The organism is Rhodomicrobium sp. R_RK_3, assembly GCF_002198715.1.
GTDB lineage: Bacteria > Pseudomonadota > Alphaproteobacteria > Rhizobiales > Rhodomicrobiaceae > R-RK-3.
Genome location: NZ_MWLK01000016.1, coordinates 1 through 19,792 on the forward strand (window position 1 = coordinate 1; position 19,792 = coordinate 19,792).

19 protein-coding genes are annotated in these 19,792 nt (G+C 66.1%); 11 read left to right on the top strand and 8 right to left on the bottom strand.

The features are described 5' to 3' along the window. The first annotated feature begins 117 nt into the window (after window positions 1-117). From BLEFHOIH_RS08380 to BLEFHOIH_RS08420, 9 genes are all read left to right on the top strand, one after another. Window positions 118-924 carry an ABC transporter permease gene (locus BLEFHOIH_RS08380; protein ID WP_088344343.1) on the top strand — a complete coding sequence of 269 codons (807 nt, stop codon included), beginning with the start codon at window positions 118-120 and terminating at the stop codon, window positions 922-924. Window positions 925-965: 41 nt separating this feature from the next. Continuing rightward, complete coding sequence (locus BLEFHOIH_RS08385; protein WP_088344345.1) at window positions 966-1,964, top strand: ABC transporter substrate-binding protein; 999 nt, start codon at window positions 966-968, stop codon at window positions 1,962-1,964. 12 nt (window positions 1,965-1,976) lie between these two features. After that, window positions 1,977-2,798, top strand: a complete 822-nt coding sequence (locus BLEFHOIH_RS08390; protein ID WP_088344347.1) for an ABC transporter ATP-binding protein — start codon at window positions 1,977-1,979, stop codon at window positions 2,796-2,798. Beyond that, window positions 2,798-4,195, top strand: a complete 1,398-nt coding sequence (locus BLEFHOIH_RS08395) for an enolase C-terminal domain-like protein (protein ID WP_170937061.1) — start codon at window positions 2,798-2,800, stop codon at window positions 4,193-4,195. Before BLEFHOIH_RS08390 ends, BLEFHOIH_RS08395 begins: the two co-directional genes overlap by 1 nt. Then, window positions 4,192-5,358: a Gfo/Idh/MocA family oxidoreductase gene (locus tag BLEFHOIH_RS08400; protein WP_088344349.1), complete on the top strand. Its 1,167-nt coding sequence runs from the start codon at window positions 4,192-4,194 to the stop codon at window positions 5,356-5,358. Before BLEFHOIH_RS08395 ends, BLEFHOIH_RS08400 begins: the two co-directional genes overlap by 4 nt. Continuing rightward, complete coding sequence (locus tag BLEFHOIH_RS08405; RefSeq protein WP_088344351.1) at window positions 5,355-6,521, top strand: dihydrodipicolinate synthase family protein; 1,167 nt, start codon at window positions 5,355-5,357, stop codon at window positions 6,519-6,521. The genes BLEFHOIH_RS08400 and BLEFHOIH_RS08405 overlap by 4 nt, the downstream gene beginning before the upstream one ends. An 11-nt stretch (window positions 6,522-6,532) precedes the next feature. Then, the gene (locus BLEFHOIH_RS08410; protein ID WP_088344353.1) at window positions 6,533-7,396 is read left to right on the top strand and encodes a sugar phosphate isomerase/epimerase family protein; all 864 of its coding nucleotides are present in this window, start codon (window positions 6,533-6,535) and stop codon (window positions 7,394-7,396) included. 234 nt (window positions 7,397-7,630) lie between these two features. After that, entirely contained in the window at window positions 7,631-8,359 is a 729-nt protein-coding gene (locus BLEFHOIH_RS08415) for a TetR/AcrR family transcriptional regulator (protein ID WP_245296921.1), read from the top strand. A gap of 145 nt (window positions 8,360-8,504) precedes the next feature. Continuing rightward, the gene (locus BLEFHOIH_RS08420) at window positions 8,505-9,146 is read left to right on the top strand and encodes an HdeD family acid-resistance protein (protein WP_088344355.1); all 642 of its coding nucleotides are present in this window, start codon (window positions 8,505-8,507) and stop codon (window positions 9,144-9,146) included. Window positions 9,147-9,361: 215 nt separating this feature from the next. Here the strand turns inward: BLEFHOIH_RS08420 and BLEFHOIH_RS08425 are convergent, their stop codons facing one another. The 3 genes from BLEFHOIH_RS08425 to BLEFHOIH_RS08435 form a co-directional block, all read right to left on the bottom strand. After that, window positions 9,362-9,931, bottom strand: coding sequence for a c-type cytochrome (locus BLEFHOIH_RS08425; protein WP_088344357.1), 570 nt, complete (start codon window positions 9,929-9,931; stop codon window positions 9,362-9,364). Window positions 9,932-10,038: 107 nt separating this feature from the next. Beyond that, a complete protein-coding gene (locus tag BLEFHOIH_RS08430; protein WP_245296922.1) occupies window positions 10,039-11,292 on the bottom strand; it encodes a PQQ-dependent sugar dehydrogenase in 1,254 nt (417 codons plus the stop codon). A gap of 237 nt (window positions 11,293-11,529) precedes the next feature. Next, entirely contained in the window at window positions 11,530-13,503 is a 1,974-nt protein-coding gene (locus BLEFHOIH_RS08435; protein WP_088344653.1) for a transcriptional regulator, read from the bottom strand. Window positions 13,504-13,660: 157 nt separating this feature from the next. Here BLEFHOIH_RS08435 and BLEFHOIH_RS08440 point away from each other — a divergent pair, with 157 nt between their 5' ends. Further along, the gene (locus tag BLEFHOIH_RS08440; RefSeq protein WP_088344359.1) at window positions 13,661-14,509 is read left to right on the top strand and encodes a class I SAM-dependent methyltransferase; all 849 of its coding nucleotides are present in this window, start codon (window positions 13,661-13,663) and stop codon (window positions 14,507-14,509) included. 54 nt (window positions 14,510-14,563) lie between these two features. Here the strand turns inward: BLEFHOIH_RS08440 and BLEFHOIH_RS08445 are convergent, their stop codons facing one another. Then, window positions 14,564-15,262 carry a hypothetical protein gene (locus BLEFHOIH_RS08445; protein WP_245296923.1) on the bottom strand — a complete coding sequence of 233 codons (699 nt, stop codon included), beginning with the start codon at window positions 15,260-15,262 and terminating at the stop codon, window positions 14,564-14,566. 46 nt (window positions 15,263-15,308) lie between these two features. Then, a complete protein-coding gene (locus BLEFHOIH_RS08450) occupies window positions 15,309-16,697 on the bottom strand; it encodes an FAD-binding oxidoreductase (RefSeq protein WP_088344363.1) in 1,389 nt (462 codons plus the stop codon). Window positions 16,698-16,946: 249 nt separating this feature from the next. Between BLEFHOIH_RS08450 and BLEFHOIH_RS08455 the strand changes: the two genes are divergently transcribed. Further along, window positions 16,947-17,789 (top strand): CPBP family intramembrane glutamic endopeptidase, encoded by an 843-nt coding sequence (locus BLEFHOIH_RS08455; RefSeq protein WP_088344365.1) that lies wholly within the window; start codon window positions 16,947-16,949, stop codon window positions 17,787-17,789. A gap of 51 nt (window positions 17,790-17,840) precedes the next feature. Here BLEFHOIH_RS08455 and BLEFHOIH_RS08460 read toward each other — a convergent pair whose 3' ends face one another. The 3 genes from BLEFHOIH_RS08460 to BLEFHOIH_RS08470 all read right to left on the bottom strand — a co-directional run bounded on the left by BLEFHOIH_RS08460 (window position 17,841) and on the right by BLEFHOIH_RS08470 (window position 19,737). Next, entirely contained in the window at window positions 17,841-18,149 is a 309-nt protein-coding gene (locus tag BLEFHOIH_RS08460) for a hypothetical protein (RefSeq protein ID WP_088344368.1), read from the bottom strand. Between the two features lie 170 nt (window positions 18,150-18,319). Further along, window positions 18,320-18,631: a hypothetical protein gene (locus tag BLEFHOIH_RS08465; RefSeq protein ID WP_088344370.1), complete on the bottom strand. Its 312-nt coding sequence runs from the start codon at window positions 18,629-18,631 to the stop codon at window positions 18,320-18,322. A 134-nt stretch (window positions 18,632-18,765) separates the two neighbouring features. Next, entirely contained in the window at window positions 18,766-19,737 is a 972-nt protein-coding gene (locus tag BLEFHOIH_RS08470; protein ID WP_088344372.1) for an MBL fold metallo-hydrolase, read from the bottom strand. Window positions 19,738-19,792: the final 55 nt, after the last annotated feature.

The following is a 19,792-nucleotide window of genomic DNA, read 5'->3' on the forward strand; positions in this document are numbered from 1 at the left end:
CCCAACCTCCCCGCCTTAGCCTCCCGCCCCACCGGCTTGACAACGCCGCCATCCCGCTATGTAATTCACCGGTGAATTACATAAGGCGCCAAAGAGCGCCGCCTCAGGGAAACGTCCATGGCGCAATCGCGTCTCCGGTCGGCCGCGCGGCGGCTCGACACTCCGTGGCTGCGCCCGCTCGCGCTGCTGCTGCTGACCATCGTCCTGTGGGACGCCGCCGTCCGCCTCTTCCGGATCCCGCCCTATCTGGTGCCGAAACCCTATGACGTGATGCTGACCTTCTGGCTCGAAGGCGACGAGCTGCTGCGCCAGGCGGTGCCGACCACCATCGCGACCGTCGCCGGCTTCCTGCTCTCGGCGCTGTTCGGCATCCCGACCGCCATGCTGATCGCCTCCTCGCGCACGGTGGAATCCTATCTCTACCCGCTGCTGGTGTTCTCCCAGTCGATCCCGAAAGTCGCCATCGCGCCGCTCTTCGTCGTGTGGTTCGGCTTCGGCATGGCGCCGAAAATCATCTCGGCCTTCCTGCTCGGCTTCTTCCCGGTCGTCGTCTCCGGCGTCCAGGGCTTCAAGTCGCTCGACCCGGAAATGCGGGACCTTGCCCGCTCCATGCGCGCCTCGCGCTGGCAGTCCTTCACCATGGTGAGCTTGCCGCACGCCCTGCCCGCGATCTTCGCCGGCCTCAAGGTTTCGGTGACGCTGGCCGTGGTCGGCGCGGTGGTGGGCGAATTCGTCGGCGCCAATTCGGGCATCGGCTTCGTGCTGCAGCGCTCGATCGGCAATTTCGAGTTGCCGACCATGTTCGCCGCGCTCGTCATACTCGCGCTGATCGGCATCATCCTGTTCTGGATCGTCGATCTCACCGAGCGCCTCGTCGTGCCCTGGCATGCGAGCCAGCGCCACGATCCCGCATTCACGGCCTGACGCCCGCCAAGAGGCCGACGGCATCTGGAGGAGGAGGAAATATGCAACGCCGCACCCTGCTGAAATCGGCGCTTTTCGCCGCCGCGCTCGCCCTGCCCTTTTCGGCCCCGGTCCAGGCTGCCGACAAGGTGGTGCTGATGCTGAACTGGTATGTCTATGGCGAGCACGCCCCCTTCTTCTACGGCAAGCAGAAGGGTCTCTACGCGGCCGAGGGTATCGAGCTGGAAATCCAGGAAGGGCGCGGCTCCGCCGTCACCATCCAGGCGGTCGCGGCCAAGACCGTGCAGTTCGGCTATGCCGACGTGCCGACCATGATCCGCGCCGCCGTCAAGGGCGCGCCGGTCGTCTCGCCGGGCGTGCTCTTGCAGACCAGCCCGATGTCCGTGATGGGCTTTGCCGAGAAGAACATCCGTAAGCCGGCAGATCTGAAGGGCAAGACCGTCGCCACGACGCCCGGCGATAGCATGTCGCAGATCTGGCCGCTCTACCTGAAGAAGATCGGCCTGAAGGAGAGCGAGATGCAGATCCTGTCGGGCGATGCGCAGACCAAGCTCAACGCGGTGATCTCCGGGCAGGCCGATCTGCTGCTCGGCTATTCCATGGACCAGAGCATGAAGATCAAGGACGCGACCGGCAAATCGGTCTATCCGATCATGTTCGCCGATGCCGGCATCCATCTCGTCTCCTCGGGCGTCATCGCCCATAAGGACACGCTGAAGAACAGCGCCGATCTCGTCCGCCGCTTCATGTCGGCGACGACGAAATCGGTCGAGGCGGCGGAAAAAGATCCCGCCGGCGCGGTCAAGGCGGTGCTCGCGGCGCTGCCCAAGGCGGGGAAGCCGGAAACGCTGCAGGAAGGCTTCGAGCTGACCATCCCGCTCTACCGCACCGCCGAGACCAAGGACAAGCGGCCCTTCCAGGTCACCGACCAGACCATGGCCGATTCGGTCGCGCTGCTCGTCGAATATGGCGGCGTCGATGCCTCGGCGGCGAAGGACCCGAAGGCCTTCTACAGCCGCGATTTCCTCCCCGCCAACTGACCGGACCCGGCGATGCCGACCAGCAAGCTCCGCGTTGTTCCCGCCGCCGAGGCGCCCGCCTCGCGGCGGCGGCTGATCGAAATCCGCAGCCTGCACAAGACCTACCGGACCCGCGACGGCGACGTGCCGTCACTGCGCCCGCTCGACCTCGACATCGCCGAGGGCGAGTTCGTCGCGGTGGTGGGGCCGTCCGGCTGCGGAAAATCGACGCTGCTGAAGCTGATGGCGGGGCTGATCCCGGCGAGCGGCGGCGAAATCCGCATCGACGGCGCGGCCGTCAGCCAGCCGCCGGACAATGTCGGCATCGTCTTCCAGTCGCCGGTGCTGCTCGCCTGGCGGACGGTTTTGCGCAACATCATGATGCCGGTCGAGGTCCGCCGCCTCGACCGGGCGACCCATCTGGCGCGGGCGAAGCAGCTTATCGCGACGTCGGGCCTCGAAGGCTTCGAGAACAAATATCCGTGGCAGCTCTCCGGCGGCATGCAGCAGCGGACGGCGATCTGCCGCGCCCTGGTGCATGACCCAAAGATCGTGCTGATGGACGAGCCCTTCGGCGCGCTCGACGCCATGACGCGCGAGCGGATGAATCTGGAACTGCAGAAAATCCACCACGACACCGGCAAGACGATTTTGCTCATCACGCACTCGATCCCCGAGGCGGTGTTCCTCGCCGACCGGGTGGTGGTGATGTCGGAGCGGCCCGGCTCCATCGCGGCGATCTACGATGTCGGGCTGCCGAGGCCGCGCCGCTTCGAGATGATGGGCGATCCGGTTTTCGTCGCCCTGGCGCAGCGCATCCGCGACCATTTCTTCGCGCATGGGGCGCTGGACTGATGATCGCCCCTCGCCTCGCCATCCGCGACATCGCGATCTTCGAGCGGATGATGCCGTTCGTCCGGCCCTTCCGCTTCGGCGCGGTGACGGTGACGCGCGCGCCGCAGGCTTTCGCGCGGGTGGGGGTCGAGGTCGAGGGGCACGGCGCCGCGCGGGGCGTCGCGGCCGAGATGATGATGCCGAAATGGTTCGACAAGAACCCGGCAAAGAGCCCGGATGAGACGGTCGGCGATCTGCGGGCGAGCGTGGCGCGGGCAGCGGCGGCCTATGCCGCGCGGGCCGAGGCCGATACGGCCTTCGGCCATCATTGCGAGACTTTGCTGAGCCAAAGCGCATGGGCGGAGAGCCGGGGCTTGCCCACGCTGACCGCCAATTTCGGCCCGGCGCTGATGGATAAAGCGGTGCTCGACGCGCTGCTCAAGGCGCTCGGCCTCGGTCTTGCGGACGGGCTTTGCGGCAATGCGCCCGGCCTCGACGCCCGGCTGACGCCGGACCTCGACAGGACGGATGTCGACGACTTCCTGCTCGACATGCAGCCGTCGCCAAGCGTCGCCATTCGTCATACGGTCGGACTGCTGGACGAGCTGGATGGTCCTCACGGGCTCGCGGCGGATATCCGGTCGACGAGCCTGCGCCATTTCAAGATCAAGATCGGCGGCGATGTCTCGGCGGACCTGGAACGGCTGCGCGCCGTCACCACGCTTCTCGCCGCCAGCGCTCAGGATTTCCGCGCGACCCTCGACGCCAACGAGCAATATGATCCCGACCGGCTCGCCGTCTTGCTGGACAGCCTCGAGACCGACCCCGCGCTCGCCGCACTGCGCGCCCGCCTGCTCTATATCGAGCAACCCTTCGACCGGCGCGCGACCTTCGACGCGCCACTGGATGAACGCATCGGCATCCCCCTCATCATCGACGAGGCCGACGGCGATTACGCGGCCTTCCCGCGCGCGGCCCTGCTGGGCTATCGCGGCGTCTCGTCGAAATCCTGCAAGGGACTGTACAAGTCGCTGCTGAACGCGGCCCGCGCCCGCGCCTGGAATCTCAGCGCCGGGCAGCCGGGGCGGTTCTTCCTCACCGGCGAGGACCTGACCTGTCAGGCCGGGCTCAGCGTGCAGCAGGACACCGCGCTCGCCGCGATCCTCGGCATCACCCATGTCGAGCGCAACGGCCACCATTATGTCGACGGCTTCGGCCCCGCGCCGCTTGACGAAGCCGAGGCCTTCGCCGCCGCGCATCCGGCGCTCTACCATCGCGGCAAGCTCGACATCCGCAGCGGCACGCTTCCGGCCGCGTCGCTGCTTACCACGCCCGGCTTCGCCAGCGGCGCAGAGCCGGACTGGGCGGCGCTCGCCGCCATCGCCCCCAACATTGCATCGCAGGAGTTTTCCGCATGAGCCAACGCACGCTCGGCATCATCATGAACGGCGTCACCGGGCGCATGGGCACCAACCAGCATCTGATCCGCTCTGTCGCCGCGATCCGCGCGGCCGGCGGCGTCGCCTTGTCGGACGGCTCGCGGGTGCAGCTCGACCCGATCCTGGTCGGCCGCAATGCTGAGAAGATCGAAGCGCTTGCCAAGGCGCATGGCATCGCGCGCTGGACCACCGATCTCGACGCCGCCATCGCCAACCCGGCAGACGAAATCTTCTTCGACGCCGCGACCACGCAACTGCGCCCGACCCTGCTGGAGCGGGCCATCGACGCGGGCAAGCATGTCTATTGCGAAAAGCCCATCGCGACCAATCTCGCCGAGGCGCTAAAAATCTGCCGGCAGGCCGAGGGGCGCGGCATCAAGAACGGCGTCGTGCAGGACAAGCTGTTCCTGCCCGGCCTACAAAAGCTCAAGCTCTTGCGCGACAGCGGCTTTTTCGGCCGGATGCTCGCGGTGCGCGGCGAATTCGGCTATTGGGTTTTTGAAGGCGACTGGGGCCAGCCCGCCCAGCGCCCGTCCTGGAACTACCGCTCCGAGGATGGCGGCGGCATCATCCTCGACATGGTCTGCCACTGGCGCTATGTGCTCGACAATCTCTTCGGCGCGGTGCGATCGGTCTCCTGCCTCGGCGCGACCCATATCCCCGAGCGCGTCGATGAGGCGGGCAAGCCCTATGCCGCCACCGCCGACGATGCCGCCTATGCCACCTTCCAGCTCGAAGGCGGCGTCATCGCCCATATCAACATGTCCTGGGCGACGCGCGTCCACCGCGACGACCTCGTGACCTTCCAGGTCGATGGCACGCATGGCTCGGCGGTCGCCGGGCTGACCGATTGCGTCATGCAGCCGAGGGTCGGCACGCCGCGCCCGGTCTGGAACCCCGACCAGCGCCAGACCATCGACTTCTACGAGAGCTGGCAGCAGGTGCCCGACAATCTCGGCACCGAGAACGGTTTCAAGACGCAATGGGAGATGTTCATCCGGCATGTCGCGGAGGACGCGCCGTATAAGTTCACGCTGCGTGAAGGGGCGAAGGGCGTGCAACTCGTCGAATGCGCGCTGCAAAGCTGGCGCGAGCGGCGCTGGATCGACGTGCCGTCGCTCGATCTCGAGGGCAGCCAATGACGAACATCCGGCTTCCACGCGCCGACCGCAGCATCGAGAGCTTCCACCTCTCCGCGCCGCGCGATTTCCCCGAAAAGACCGATGCCGCCATGAACCGCATCGGCTTTTCCGCCGCGCATGTCGTCTCCGATCCAATGGCCGATGCCGAGCCCTGGCTGAGCGCGGCCATCGACTGGGAGGCGACGATTGCCTATCGCGAGCGGCTCTGGGATCTCGGTCTGGGCGTTGCCGAGGCGATGGACACCGCCCAGCGCGGCATGGGCCTGGATTGGCCGACCTCGCTCGAACTCATCCAGCGATCGGTCGCGGCGGCGAAGGCGCGCGGCGGGGCGCTGGTGTTCAGCGGCGCGGGAACGGATCACCTCGCGCCGGAAGCCGCCAAGACGCTCGACGATGTCATTCGCGCCTACGAGGAGCAGATCGCGGCCATCGAGGCCGTCGACGGGCGGATCATCCTGATGGCCTCGCGCGCGCTGGCCAGGGTCGCCCGCTCGCCCGATGATTACGCCGCCGTCTATGACCGCGTGCTCGGCCAGATGCGCGAGCCCGCGATCATCCACTGGCTCGGCGATATGTTCGATCCGGCGCTGGCGGGCTATTGGGGCAGCGCCGATCTCGATGCGGCCATGGACACCGCCGTCGCGATCATCAATGCCCATGCCGCGAAGGTGGACGGGGTCAAAATCTCCCTGCTCGACAAGGACAAGGAGATCGCCATGCGGCGGCGTCTGGCGCCCGGCGTCCGCATGTATACGGGCGACGATTTCAATTACGCCGAGCTGATCGCGGGCGATGCCGAGGGCCATTCCGATGCGCTGCTCGGTATTTTCGATGCGATCGCTCCGGCCGCCTCCGCCGCGCTGGTTGCCCTGGCCAAAGGCGATGAGGCCACCTTTCACGACATCCTCGCGCCGACGGTGCCGCTTTCGCGCCACATCTTCCGCGCGCCGACCCGCTTCTACAAGACCGGCATCGTTTTCATGGCCTATCTCAACGGCCATCAGGACCATTTCACCATGGTCGGCGGCCAGGAAAGCGCGCGCTCGACCCTGCACCTTGCCGAACTCTTCCGCCTCGCTGACGCGGCTGGCCTGCTGCGCGACCCCGAACGCGCCGCGATGCGGATGCGGACCGTGCTCTCCGCGCGCGGGATCGACGCGTGAAGGAGCGTCCATTGCGCGAGTTCTCCGGCGACCACCGCTTCCTGTCGATCAACACGGCGACCTTGCGCAAGCAGGCCGATCTCGTCGGCATTATCGATGCCTGCGCCAGAGCCGAGATCCCGGCCATCTCGCCCTGGCGCGATCAGGTCGCGGCGGTCGGGCTCGATCGCGCCGCGCGGGCGGTGAAGGATGCCGGGCTGGCGCTGTCGGGCTATTGCCGGGGCGGCATGTTTTCGGCGGACCCGGAACGCCTCGCCGAGGCGCGGGACGACAACCGCCGCGCCCTCGATGAGGCGGTGACCCTCGGTGCGCCGTGCCTCGTGCTCGTGGTCGGCGGCCTGCCGCAATTCTCGCGGCCCGGCTCGCGCCCCTCGCGCGACATCGCCGCCGCGCGCGCCATGGTCGAGGACGGCATCGGCGCGCTGCTCGACTATGCGCGCGGGGCGCAAATGCCGCTCGCCATCGAGCCGCTGCACCCTGTCTATGCCGCCGACCGCGCCTGCGTGAACACCCTTGCCCATGCGCTCGATCTCTGCGACCGCCTGGACCCGGATCGCCGGGGCGGCCTTGGCATCGCGCTCGACGTCTACCACGTCTGGTGGGACCCGGAGCTGTCCGCCCAGATCGCCCGCGCCGGCGCCGACCGCCTGCTCGCCTACCATGTCTGCGACTGGCTGGTGCCGACGCGCGATCTCCTCAACGACCGCGGCATGATGGGCGACGGCGTGATTGCTCTCCGGCAGATCAGGAGCGAAGTCGAGGCCGCCGGCTATCAGGGCTTCGTCGAAGTGGAGATTTTTTCCGAGGATTGGTGGGGTCAGCCGATGAATCAGGTGTTGGAAACCTGTATCGCGCGCTACCGCTCGGTGGTGTGACACGATGGCCTCCCACCGCCGCAGGCTCGGCACTCGATGCGCGACGGACCGGCTCCCTCTCCCATTGGGAGAGGGCGGGGGGTGAGGGGTTACAAACTATCTATAGGCATTACCCCCTCACCCTGTCCCTCCCCCATGGGAGAGGGAACCACCCCCCAACGATCACGGCGAGTAAAAGGCCCAGATTCGTTCCGCCGGGTATAAGGTCACGAACGAATCGGCTTGAGGACCGGGATGGCGATGGATAAGCGAGGCGTCACCAAAATTGCCGAGGCTGCGGAGCCGCCCCGCCGCGCCCGCGCCAAATCGGCCTCGGCCAAGGCGCGCAAGGAGCCGGTGCGCGCCTTCCGCTCGCGCGATCCCGAGCGCACCAAGGCCAGCATTCTCGCCGCCGCCACCACCGAATTCGCCGCGCGCGGCTTTGCCGGAGCAGGCATTGACGCCATCGCCTCGCGCTCGGGCGCCAACCGGCGCATGATCTATTATTATTTCGGCAGCAAGCGCCGCCTCTGGCTCGCCGTGCTCGAGGCCGCCTACGAACGTGCCCGCACCGCCGAACTCCGCCTCGACCTCGAAAAACTGGCGCCGGAGGCGGCGATGCGCGCGCTCGTCACCTTCACCTTCGACAGTTTTGTCGGCGACCGCACCTTCATCAACCTGCTGAACAGCGAAAATCTGCATCAGGCGCGCCACCTGAAGGAATCCGCCCGCGTCCGCGAAATGCACTCGCCGCTGATCGGCATGATCCAGACCATCCTCGACCGGGGCGTCGCGGCGGGCCTGTTCCGCAAGGGCATCGACCCCGCCCAGCTCTGGATCTCCATCGCGGGACTGTCCTATTTCTACTTCTCCAACATCTTCACGCTCTCGGTGATCCTCAGCCGCGACCTGCAGAGCGAGGCCGAAATCGAGGACCGCCGCAGCCATGTGGCGAACCTCATCCTGCAATCCGTCCGAAAATAACATCCGCATCACCCTAAGCGGCCCGGCTTCCCGCGCGTTCACGCAATGATTACCCTAACGCGGTATCATCCGCTCGCTCCGGATCGTCCGACCCGGCCGGACGACCGCGCATTGCCCGCGCAGCACTCATCAAGGGAGGCCTGTAATGTCGATAAGCGAAACCGATGCCGAAAAGCTCCGGCGCGTCGTTGCGGCATCCGTGCGACGGCATTGGAAGCTCTATCTCGCCGAAGGCATCATCCTGCTGATCCTGGGCGCGGCGGCGATCTTCGTTCCCCCGCTGGCGACGCTGGCGATCACCATTTTCCTCGGCTGGCTGTTTCTGATCAGCGGCATCGTCGGCCTGGTCACGACGCTTTACATGTGGAAGGGGCCGGGCTTTTTCTGGTCGCTGGTCTCCGCCGCCATCTCGATCCTCGCCGGCATATTGCTGCTGTGGTGGCCGGTCAGCGGCGTATTCTCGCTGACCCTGGTGCTGATCGTGTTCTTCATCTTCGAAGGCGTCGTCACCATCATGTACGCGCTCGAGCATCGTCGCGAATTGTCGGAGCGCTGGGGCTGGATGCTGGCGAGCGGCATCGTCGACCTGATCCTCGCCGGCCTGATCCTTGCCGGCCTGCCGGGTACAGCCGCCTGGGCGCTCGGCCTCCTGGTCGGCATCAACATGATCTTTGGCGGCACGGCGATGATCGCCATGGCCTTGCAGGCGCATAAGGGCGGCGACGACCACCCCGTGGCGACCGCCACGCCGGCATCGCCGACGCCGACAACGCCGACGGCGGCCTGATCGCCGCCTAAGGCGGGATCAGGGTAAAACGGCACACGGATATGAGCACAGCGCTCAACGCCCCCACAGCCGGACTCCCTCTCCCTTGGGAGAGGGCGGGGGTGAGGGGGTCGTGAGTCAGCCATGAGACAGCAACCCCTCACCCGGCACGCTTGCGCGCGCCACCCTCTCCCCTTGGAGAGGGTTGGGCTGCGGCAAGGCTTGGTGTGTTTTTTCTAATCGGCGAGATGCGCGAGATAATGCGCCAGGGCGGCGAGGTCTTCGCCGCCGAGCGGCGCCACGATCTCGACCATGGCGGCACGCTCGCCGAGGCGGCGCTCGGCCTTGTAGTCGCTGAGTGCCTTCAGCAGATAATCCTCGCGCTGGTGCCGAAGCGGCGGCATCTGATCACCGCCGAGTAGCTGCGGGCCGTGGCATTGCACGCAGCGGTTCTTCGCGGCGATGGCGGCGCCGCGCTGCATCTTGTCCGGATCGCCGGCCTCCGGCGCTGGCGGACGCGGCTGCTGGGCGACAAAGGCCGCCGCCGCCCGCAGATCGTCATCGCTCATGCCCTTGACGATCTCGCGCATGATGTCGGACTTGCGATTGCCGTCGCGGAACTCAACCAGTTGCAGGAGTGCGTAATATTCGGGAATACCGCCGAGGGAAGGCGTCTCCTCGGTCGGCGAGACGCCGTTTTCGCCGTGGCAGGCGATGCAGGCAGGCAGGCGCTCGGCGAACAGCCCCTGGGCGAGCGCCGCGCCGGGCGTGAACAACAAGAATGCGGCGGCGGCAGCGATGCGCAAGACAGAACTCCGGTATCGGGCGGGTCGGGAAAACATGCTGGCGGCGAGAACGCTTCCGTCCTCGCCCGCCATTCGTCCTCGTTCAGCGGCCTCGCCGGCCGCGCCGATCACTTGGCATAGCTGACGCGGTAGACCGCGCCGTTCCAATCGTCGGAGACCAGCAGCGAGCCGTCCTTCATGACGGCCACGTCGACCGGGCGGCCGATATATTTATTGTCCTGGACGAGACCTTCCATGAACGGCTCCATGCCCTTGAAATTGCCCTTGTCGTCCAGATAGACCGCGAGGATGTCGCCGCCATATTTGATGGTGCGGTTCCACGGACCATGGCGCGCGATGAAAATGGCGCCCTGATATTTGTCCGGGAAGGCGGTCGCATTGTAGAAGCGCATGCCGAGCGGGGCGGCGTGCGGCCCGAGCTTGGCGATCGGCGGGGTGAAATCCTTGCAGCTATAACCCCAGCCGAATTCGGGATCGGCGATGTCGCCCTGATGGCAATAGGGGAAGCCGAAATGCTCCTTGCCCGGATTGGACACCCGGTTCAGCTCGCAATTGGGCAGATCCTCCGAGAACCAGTCGCGATTATTGTCGGTGAAATAGAGTTCTTTGGTCTTCGGGTTCCAGTCGAAGCCGACCGTGTTGCGCATGCCGCGCAGCACCACCTCGACGCCGCTGCCGTCGAGATTCATCTTGCGGATCTCGCCGAACCCCGGATCGGGCATGCAGATGTTGCAAGGCGCGCTGTTCGAGACATAGAGCTTCTCGTCCGGTCCGACGCCGAGGAAGCGCCAGCCATGCGGACGCGGCTCGCCCAGCTTGTCGTAGATGGTGACGAGTTTCGGCGGGCTGTCGAGGCTGGCTTCGATATTCTCCGCCTTGGAGATCTTGGTGTGCTCGGCGACATAAAGCGTGCCGTTATGCAGGGCGATGCCGTTCGGCCAGTCGAGGCCTTCATAGATCGCCTTGGCGGTACGCTTGCCGTCCTTCTCGGTGATTGCCCAGATCTTGTTGCCCTGCCAGTTGCTGACGAAGACGGTGCCCTTGTCGCCGATGCGGATGGTGCGGGCGTCCTTGATGCCGCTGGCGAAGACTTCGATCTTGAAACCGTCCGGCAGCTTGATCTTGTCGATGGGCAGCTTGTCGGCGGGCGTGACGAGCGCGGGCGAGGCGACGGGGGCGAGGGCCTGCGCGCCCGAGGTCTCCGGTCTGCCGACCAGCGGGCCGGTGGCCGGGGCCGGGTTGGTCACGGCGGGCGGGCCTTTGGGGTCGTCGATGGCCTTGGCGGACGGTGCCGCCAGCATCAGCGCGGCGGCGCAGATGGCGGCGGATGCGCCGAAATCGGCGGTCCTCGATCTCAACATGTTGCGCGTCTCCCTAGCTTATTGATTTTTCTCCCGCCGTAAGCCGCGCCCTTGCGGGCCGCTCCGGAAGGAATGATTATCACTCGATAAGTTTCCGCGATTTTTATACATAAACAATAGGAAGTTTTCCCGGCGCTGAGAACCGGCCGAATGCCAGGGATGATTTATGGATTTGCTGAAACGACTTAGCCGGCCAGCTTCATCTTGCTTTGCCGGCGGCTGGAATGGCGCGGGCGATCAGCGGAGGCCGATGCGCTTTGCGCCTTCCCGGAACAGCGCAGTCCCCTCCGGCGAAAATTGCATCGCGGTCAGGAAATCTTCGATGCGGTAGTCCGGCAATTGCTTGTGGATCGCGGCCATCTGCGCGCGCGCCTCGTCGACCCGGCCGGCCAGCGCCAGGGAATAGGCGGAGATCGCCAGGATATGCGCATGCGCGTTCGGGCGGGCGGCGGCCTTGAGGCCCCATTCGGCGGCTTCCTCGAACTGCCCGAGCCGCACCAGCGCCATGGCGCGGGCACCGAGCATTGCGAACAGCAGCGGGTCGAACGGGCTGAGATCCCGTGACTGATCGGAGGAGGCGACGGCCGCCTGCGCGTCGCCGCTCTGCGAATGGACGAAGGCGAGCGCGTAATGGCCGAGCGCGAAATTCGGGCTGAGATCAACGGCCTGCTGCAATTCGCCGAGCGCGGAATCCTGCGCGCCGCGCAGCCAGAGCGCGCGGCCCATCGACCAATGCGCGGCCGGATCGCGGTCGTCGGCCATCAGGCTTTGCCCGGCGGCCTCGAAGGCGCGCTCGATCTCGGCCGCGCGCGGCGCCCAGCCCTGGAACACGTTCTGGAAATGGGTGAAGGAGAGGAAGGCATGCGCCCGCGCGAAGGTCGGGTCGAGCCGGATGGCGGTCTCGAAGAAATGCGCGGCCCGCTCGTTGTCGACCTTATTGAAGCGGTACATATGCCAGAGGCCGCGATGATGCGCCTCCCAGGCATCCAGCGAATTCGGCGGCTTCAGGACGGCGCGGTTGCGCTCGTTGCTCTCGATCTCGCTGGCGACCGAGGCGACGATGCGGCTGCCGATTTCGTCGAGTACGAAGAAGGCGTCGCCGAGCTGGTGGTTGTAGACCTCCGCCCAGAGGGTGCGGCCGGTGCGCGCTTCGTACAGGTCGACCGTCACCGTAATGCGGCCGCCCTGGCAGCGTAGCGAACCGCCGACGACATAATCGACATTCAGCATCCGCCCGGCCTCCTGCGGCCCGATGGCGCGCTCGCTGAGGGCGAAGACGCTGCCCTGCGCGATGACGAACAGGCTGCGCAGCTTGGCGAGACGGGTGATGAGGTCATGCGCGAAGCCGCCGCCCGGCCCGCCATGCGCGGCATGTTCCGGCCCGCGCTCGACGAATGGCATCACCGCGATCGACGCGCGGCGGCCCGCCGCTTCGCCGGGCGGAGGACCGGAGGATGGGGCCGTGAGCGTGACGCGAGGCACCGGGTCGGGCTGCCCCCTGGCCGCCAGCCAGATGGCGCGCAGCGGCGCCGGATCGATGTCCTCGGCCTGGAACAGCCGCGCCGTCGCCGCCAGATGCTCCTCGCCCTCGCGGACCTGGCCTTGCCGGGCGAAAGCCTGCAACAGCAATTCATGCACCCGCAGATCGAAGGGCGAGAGCGCCAGCCAGCGCTCCAGATCGTCGCGCGCCTCATCGGCCGCCGCCGTTTTGGTCAATTGCTCCAGCAAAGCCGCGTGGAGCCCGCGAAACTTGCGCCGCTGCGCCGCGAGCCAGGCGCCGAAATTCGGGTTGCGGCCGGTCTCCAGCCCTTCCAGGAACTCGCCGGTGAAGGCGGCGGACAGCGCCCGCAACCGCTCGCGCGGCACTGTCTCCAACCCCTCCTGCACGGCCCGGCCGATCTCGGCGGCATCGACGCTGCAATCGCCCAGATCGAGCCGCACCGTATCGCCCGACGTCTCCACCCGCTTGCGGCCGGGCGTATCGAGAATGCCCCTGAGCTTGCTGAGGCACCAGCGCAGCTCGCCGCGTGGATCGTTCGGAACGTCCCAGAGCAATTCGCAAAGCTGGCTGCGCGAGACGGCTTGCGGGGCGAGCGCCAGATAGCCGACCAGCGCCCGCGCCTTGCGCGACGCCGGCAACGCCACCGCCACGCCGCCGCGCGTGACCGTCAGCCGTCCGAGCATCTGAATTTGCAAAGCCGCGCCGCGCATGCGCTCAAACCGATCGATTTCCACGGGCGTTTCCACGCCGGCCACCACGCTCGCTTACATGCGCCGCCGCTACGCTGGGATTTGAAGGCAACCGCGCGCCGATGGCGCCGAAAATGCTTTTGCGCCGCAATAATGAACGCCAGAACGGAGAAAAACCATGAACACATCCGCTGAAGCGATGCGCCAGACCCCGCTAACCGGCCAGCCGAATCTTAACGCGGTCAAGGCCCGCCAGCAAGCCGCGTGGTCGTCGGGCGATTACGCCGTCGTCGGGACCACCTTGCAGATCGTCGGCGAGACGCTGTGCGAGGCGATGGATTTGCGCTCGGGCCAGCATGTGCTGGACGTTGCCGCCGGCAATGGCAATGTCTCGCTGGCCGCCGCCCGGCGCTGGTGCATCGTCACCGCCACCGATTACGTGCCCGCGCTGCTCGAGCGCGCCCGCGAGCGCGCCGCCGCCGACCGGCTGAACATGAGCTTCCGCGAGGCCGATGCCGAGGCCCTGCCCTTCCCCGATGGCGGCTTCGACGCCGTTGTCTCGACCTTCGGCGTGATGTTCACGCCCGACCAGGAGCGCGCAGCGAGCGAACTTGCCCGCGTCTGCAAGAATGGCGGCAAGATCGGCCTTGCCAACTGGACGCCGGACGGTTTTATCGGCCAGCTCTTCAAGACCATCGGCAAGCACCTCCCGCCGCCCGCCGGCACGAAATCGCCCGCGCTCTGGGGCACCCCGGAGCGGATCGGCGACATGTTCGGGCCGTTCGCGGCGGATATCGTGGCGAAGGAGCGCGAATTCGTGTTCCGCTACCGCTCGCCCGATCACTGGCTGGAGATCTTCCGGACCTATTACGGGCCAGTCCACAAGGCGTTCGGCGCTTTGGAGCCCGATGCCCAAATGGCGCTCGAAAATGATCTGAGAGCGCTGATCCATCGGTTCAACCGTTCGGAGGACAGGACCATGGTCGTGCCCAGCGCCTATCTGGAGGTGGTCATCACCCGGCGCTGACGCGAGGGTGTCGAAACGGCAGGGCGGCGCGGGCGACGGGCCGCCCTGCCGGGTTTACGGCTTGGCGTCGTTCGGAGGCGGAAAGGCGAGCAGGTCGTCCGCATAGACCTCATCCACCTCGGAGAACGGCTTCTGCTCCCGCGTATAGAGCACCGCGCGGTGCTCCAGCAGGTGGTCGGGGATGGCGAGCTGTCCCTTGGCATCATCGGAGCGGTCGCCCGCGCCCGATTCCCAGCCCTCCGGCAGCGGCGACCACAGCACTTTCGCGGAAAATGTCTGGCGGTAGAAGCCGAGCCCCTGCACCGCTTTGCCGAAGGGCGTATCGGTGGTCTCCAAGAGCTGGTTCATCTCGGGCGTCAGGCGGCTCGGCACGTACCAATTATCGGCCTCGGACAGCACCAGCGGACCGCAGGTGAGCTGCACGTAGCGATGCTTCACCGGCTCCGCCGTGCTGACCTGCAGCCGTTCCCGCGTCTCGGCCGAGGCGGGCTTCTCCGCGCCCCGGATCAGCTTGGCGAGGATTTTCGGCTCGGGGGCGAGCTTATGGTCGGCGCACCATTTCTCGAGCGTCAGCGTGGCGCTGCGGCTGGCGAGCAGCTCGCCGTTCAGCGTCTGGATCAGGGCCAGGGCCTCCAGCCGTCCGTAGAAACTGTCCGGCCAGCCGGACGCGGCGGATTGCCCCGCCAGGGCCGTCCCGGATGACACGGCGGGCAGCCACAAAGCGGCGGCCGCCGCGATCCTCTTCGCTCTCATAGGGTCATGCCTGGTCGTTGTCCAACGCGCGGCCATGCTAGTGAAACTAGCGTGGAGGCGCTACGTTCTGGTTGAGACTGAAGAAATTTGTCGGGTCGTATTTCGCCTTGAGCTCGACGAGCCGCCCGTAATTGCCGCCAAAGGCCTGCCGGATCGCCTCCGGCTTTTCCTCGCCCATCATGTTCAGGAGATAGCCGCCGCTTGAAAATGGCTGCATCGCATCGAACGTGTCGCGCGCCCAGGCGGTGTGCAGCTCGCTTTCGGCCGGGTCAGCCCATTGTGCGGCGATGATGATATTGTACTCCTGCCCCCGCTGCGCATAGGCCGTGTCGCCTGCCCCGATGCGGCCCGGCGCGCCGCCATAGAATTCGATGACGACGCCGGTCATTGGCGATTTCGCACGATTGACGCGGTCGATCAGCGTGTCGATGGCTTCATCGCTCAATTGCTTCAGGAACGCCGTCTTCCAATAATTGCGGCTGCCGTCGGGAAACGCGCCGTCGAGCAGCGTCTGCATGACCGGGAACGGCATCGGCTGCACGGCATCCATTGCCGGCGATCCGAACGACCGCAGCGGCTTCACAACGCGCTCGCCCTCCGCGAGATCGCCGCACCAGCAGAGCACCACCCCCACCGCCGGCATTCCATCCGGCGTGGTGATGAACCCGGCATAGGCGGTGAGCTCTTCCGGCGCCGTCTTCATGAACTCGCGGTAGTTGCGCACGACCGCCGCCGATTGATCGCGCGGGTAGATGATGAGGCCGCCGAGCACGGTTGAGACCGGATGGGCGCGGTAATGGAAGGAGGTGACGATGCCGAAATTGCCGCCGCCGCCGCGCAGGCCCCAATAGAGATCCTCGTTCGCCGTGGGGCTGGCGGTGACGAGCTTGCCCTCGGCGGTGACGACTTCGAAAGAGAGGACATTGTCGCAGCTCAGGCCGTATTTGCGCACCAGCCAGCCGACGCCGCCGCCGAGCGTAAGCCCGGCAATGCCGGTCTTGGACATGGTGCCGGCCGGAACCGCGAGCCCGTAGAGATGCGTCTCGCGGTCGAGTTCGGCCAGGGTGGCGCCGGCCTGCGCCTGGACGGTGCGGCTCCGGGGATCGACGATGATGCCCTTCATGGCCGAGAGATCGATGACGATGCCGTCGTCGCAGGTGGCGCGGCCGCCGACATTATGGCCGCCGCCCCGCACCGCCACGAGCAGGTCGTTGGCGCGGGCGAATTTTACGGCGGCGACGACATCGGCTGCGCCCGAGCAGCGCGCGATCAGGCCGGGGCGCTTGTCGATGCTGGCGTTCCAGATCCGGCGCGCGGTGTCGTAGGCGGCATCGCCCGGCAGAATGAGCTGGCCCTTGAATTCCGCCCGGAAGGCGTCGACCGGCTCCTGGCCGATCGGGGTGCCGGAGCGCGCTTTCAGCCTTGTCGTCTCCATGTTTGTTCTCCGTCTTGGGGGCACCGATGGCGCGAAACCCTAGCTCGGGCACGCTACGGGCGCATTGCGGGGCCTGCACAATCGCGTTGCAGGCGTAACCGGCGCGGCGGATGGGATGTGCCGGAGCCGGCGATCGATTGAAATAATGCTGTAGCATCGGCCGTCCTATATGGCGTCCCCCGAAGGGCGGATGGGCATCCGCCGAAAAAACGAAGACTTCCAACTATCCATTATCGGTAAGGGACAGCTTTGAACGCGCTGCAATGGACCTGCATTTTCACGGGAGCGCTGCTCCTGTGGTTTCCCGCATTGCGATGGCCGGCCCTGGGGGCCCTCGCCTGCGGCTACGGACTCGCCTTTTGGAACGGCCAGCTCGATCTCTTTGCCTGCGCGCCGATTCTGCTCTTGGCGGTCGCGGCCTATGCGGCCAGCACGCAAAGCAGATGGGCTTTCGCGCTATCGGCCTATGTCCTCTTCCCGCTGCTGGCGGTCGGGCTGTTCATGCACTGGCTGCCCGGCTTCCATAACCCGCAAGTCGTCGAACCGCAGCGGCTGACGCCGGATGCCGCACCGTTCAACATGTATCTCAATCTGGACAAACCGCTGATCGGCTATTGGCTGTTGCTCGCATGGCCGTATCTGTCGCTCGCAAAGCCGCCGCGCGTCTGGCTCTCGGCCGGTCTCGTTGCCATGGCGGCGACGACCGCCGCGTGCCTCGGCGCTGCCTTGCTGATCGGTTTCGTCGGCTGGGCGCCGAAATGGCCCGAATGGGGATGGCTGTGGGTCCTGAACAATCTGCTGCTGGTCAGCATGGCCGAGACGGCGCTGTTCCAGGGCTACGTCCAGGATCGTCTCGGCCGGCTGCTTGGGAAGGCCCGTCTCGGCCCGATCGCGGCGATCGTCGGAGCGGCAATTCTGTTCGGCGCGGCCCATCACGCGGGCGGCTGGCAGCTAATCGCGCTTGCGGGCCTGGCGGGTCTGGGCAACGGCTTCGCCTATCGCTATGGCGGCCTGCAAGCGGCGGTCATCGCCCATTTCGGCCTGAACCTGATGCATTTCGGCCTGTTCACCTACCCGATGCTGGCGCGATGATAAGCTGCGGGACGGCCAGGCAGCGATGCGGCCGTCCCGCGCTGGGCAAGGCTATTTCTTGCCTTCCAGAATGTCCTTCCAGAATTGGTTGGCGTCGTCCTGCTTGTTGTTGCCGTAACGCTTCATGTTGTCCCAGAACTGGCTGAAATTCGTCTCGTCTCCCGCCTGGCAGGCATCGAAAGCCCGCAGACCGCGGCGATTGGCTTCCACGACCGCTTCGGCCGACGGCTTGGCATTGCCGTACTGGCGCATCTTCTCCCAGAAATCATCGTATTTCGAAATGCAGTCCGTGGACGCCGCATGTGCGCAGGTCGAAGCGGCCACAGCGATAATGGCAACCGCAAAAGCAGTTTTGATCATGTCACCCTCATTTTTGAGATTCGCCTCAGGAAGCGCCGTTGCTGGCGTTCTGTCGGCACGGGGATAGCCGGGGCGCGCTACGCGCGTGTCGTAACCGCATCGCGGTTACAAACCCCGGGCTGCTGGATGAACGCGAGACCGAATTAGCGGCGATCTCGCGTTAGGAGGCGCTATTTCGCGCCGGCCTTCTGGATATTTTCCCAAAACTTCTTGGCATCGTCGGGTTTGGAGCCGCCGTAGAGCTGCATGTTTTCCCAGAAATGGGCAAAATCGGAAGCCTCGTCGCCGGACTGGCACGCATCGAAAGCGCGCAGGCCCTTGCGGTTGGCGTCGACGACCGCTTCGGGCGACGGCTTGGCCGCGCCGAACTGGCGCATCTTCTCCCAGAAATCGTCGTATTTGGCGAGGCAGTCCGTGGCTGAATGCGCTGCGGTCGAAGCGAACATAGCCACGACGGCGGCCGCGATAGCGGTTTTGATCATGAAACCCTCGTTTGCACTTGCCTAGACGATGCGCCCTTACGGCGACCTCTCGTACAAACAAAATAGCCCGGGGCCCTTTCACGGAGATTGTCGAATCTCGCCATGATTTTACTGATATTGCTGGAACGTCTTGGTTAGACGCCCTCGTAGACGAGCCGGGTGAAAAAGCCGGGGTCGATCACGAAACTCCCATATCTGGCGTCGAAGGCGGCGGTCGGCTTGGCCGCGACGGTCTCGTCCCGCGTGCGCCCCTCCCGCTTGAGCGCGCCGACTTTTTCGCGCGTGGCGGCAAGCATATCCCGAAAATCCTGCAGCTCGGCCCGGTTGCTGACAGGAGCGCCGTGCCCCGGGATGATGATCGTCTTTGCGCCGGTCGCCGCGAGGTTGGTGTCGCAGGCCGCGATCATGCCATCGATGCTGCCGCCCGTCGAATAGTCGATAAATGGGTAGACGCCGTTCCAGAAGGTGTCGCCGGTATGGAGGATATCGGCCTCCGGGAAGCTGACGGAGATGTCGCTGTCCGTATGGGCGGGGGCGAGATGGGAGAGCCCGATCGAGTTTCCATTGAGCCGCAGGCTGTGGGTGGACTGAAACAGCTCGCTGGGAATGCCGCCGGGCTGCAACGGCAGGAAATTATAGTCCCAATCCTCGACGCGCTGCACGGATGACAGATGCTTGGCGGTGTTGGCCTGCGCAATGATCTTGGCCCCTTGCGCGTGCAGCCATTCATTGCCGGACGTATGGTCGAAATGCCAATGGGTGTTGATGAGATGGGTGACCGGATCGCCGCCGAGACCTGCGAGCGCCTTCATGATCTGCGGCTGCGACACGCCGATGCCGCCGTCGATCAGCACCTTGCCGTCCGGGCCGGTCACGACGGCGATATTGCCGCCGGACCCTTCCAGCACGCTGATATTGTTGCGCAGCCTGTGAGTGACGATGGGCGAGACCGCCGCGCTGTCCTTGATGAGGGTGACGAGACCCCGGGCCTCGGCGAAGGCTTGGCCCGGCGTGAGCCAGCGTCCCGCCGCTGCCGAGGCCGCCGCGCCAATGCAGCAGAGGCAGAAACCGCGGCGCGACAGCACATGCGATCCAAGGACGGTCATGGCAGACCTCGTTCCGCCGGACGAGGGAGATCGCCGGACGCAGCAGCTCAGTTTG

Excerpts from the sequence above, each read along its gene's own strand:
- BLEFHOIH_RS08390 (WP_088344347.1), top strand. The coding sequence starts at position 1,977 with ATGCCGACCAGCAAGCTCCGCGTTGTTCCCGCCGCCGAGGCGCCCGCC.
- BLEFHOIH_RS08435 (WP_088344653.1), bottom strand. The coding sequence starts at position 13,503 with ATGCGCGGCGCGGCTTTGCAAATTCAGATGCTCGGACGGCTGACGGTC.
- BLEFHOIH_RS08380 (WP_088344343.1), top strand. The coding sequence starts at position 118 with ATGGCGCAATCGCGTCTCCGGTCGGCCGCGCGGCGGCTCGACACTCCG.
- BLEFHOIH_RS08465 (WP_088344370.1), bottom strand. The coding sequence starts at position 18,631 with ATGATCAAAACCGCTATCGCGGCCGCCGTCGTGGCTATGTTCGCTTCG.
- BLEFHOIH_RS08400 (WP_088344349.1), top strand. The coding sequence starts at position 4,192 with ATGAGCCAACGCACGCTCGGCATCATCATGAACGGCGTCACCGGGCGC.
- BLEFHOIH_RS08445 (WP_245296923.1), bottom strand. The coding sequence starts at position 15,262 with ATGAGAGCGAAGAGGATCGCGGCGGCCGCCGCTTTGTGGCTGCCCGCC.
- BLEFHOIH_RS08405 (WP_088344351.1), top strand. The coding sequence starts at position 5,355 with ATGACGAACATCCGGCTTCCACGCGCCGACCGCAGCATCGAGAGCTTC.
- BLEFHOIH_RS08450 (WP_088344363.1), bottom strand. The coding sequence starts at position 16,697 with ATGGAGACGACAAGGCTGAAAGCGCGCTCCGGCACCCCGATCGGCCAG.
- BLEFHOIH_RS08470 (WP_088344372.1), bottom strand. The coding sequence starts at position 19,737 with ATGACCGTCCTTGGATCGCATGTGCTGTCGCGCCGCGGTTTCTGCCTC.
- BLEFHOIH_RS08440 (WP_088344359.1), top strand. The coding sequence starts at position 13,661 with ATGAACACATCCGCTGAAGCGATGCGCCAGACCCCGCTAACCGGCCAG.
- BLEFHOIH_RS08430 (WP_245296922.1), bottom strand. The coding sequence starts at position 11,292 with ATGTTGAGATCGAGGACCGCCGATTTCGGCGCATCCGCCGCCATCTGC.
- BLEFHOIH_RS08420 (WP_088344355.1), top strand. The coding sequence starts at position 8,505 with ATGTCGATAAGCGAAACCGATGCCGAAAAGCTCCGGCGCGTCGTTGCG.
- BLEFHOIH_RS08395 (WP_170937061.1), top strand. The coding sequence starts at position 2,798 with ATGATCGCCCCTCGCCTCGCCATCCGCGACATCGCGATCTTCGAGCGG.
- BLEFHOIH_RS08385 (WP_088344345.1), top strand. The coding sequence starts at position 966 with ATGCAACGCCGCACCCTGCTGAAATCGGCGCTTTTCGCCGCCGCGCTC.
- BLEFHOIH_RS08415 (WP_245296921.1), top strand. The coding sequence starts at position 7,631 with ATGGCGATGGATAAGCGAGGCGTCACCAAAATTGCCGAGGCTGCGGAG.
- BLEFHOIH_RS08460 (WP_088344368.1), bottom strand. The coding sequence starts at position 18,149 with ATGATCAAAACTGCTTTTGCGGTTGCCATTATCGCTGTGGCCGCTTCG.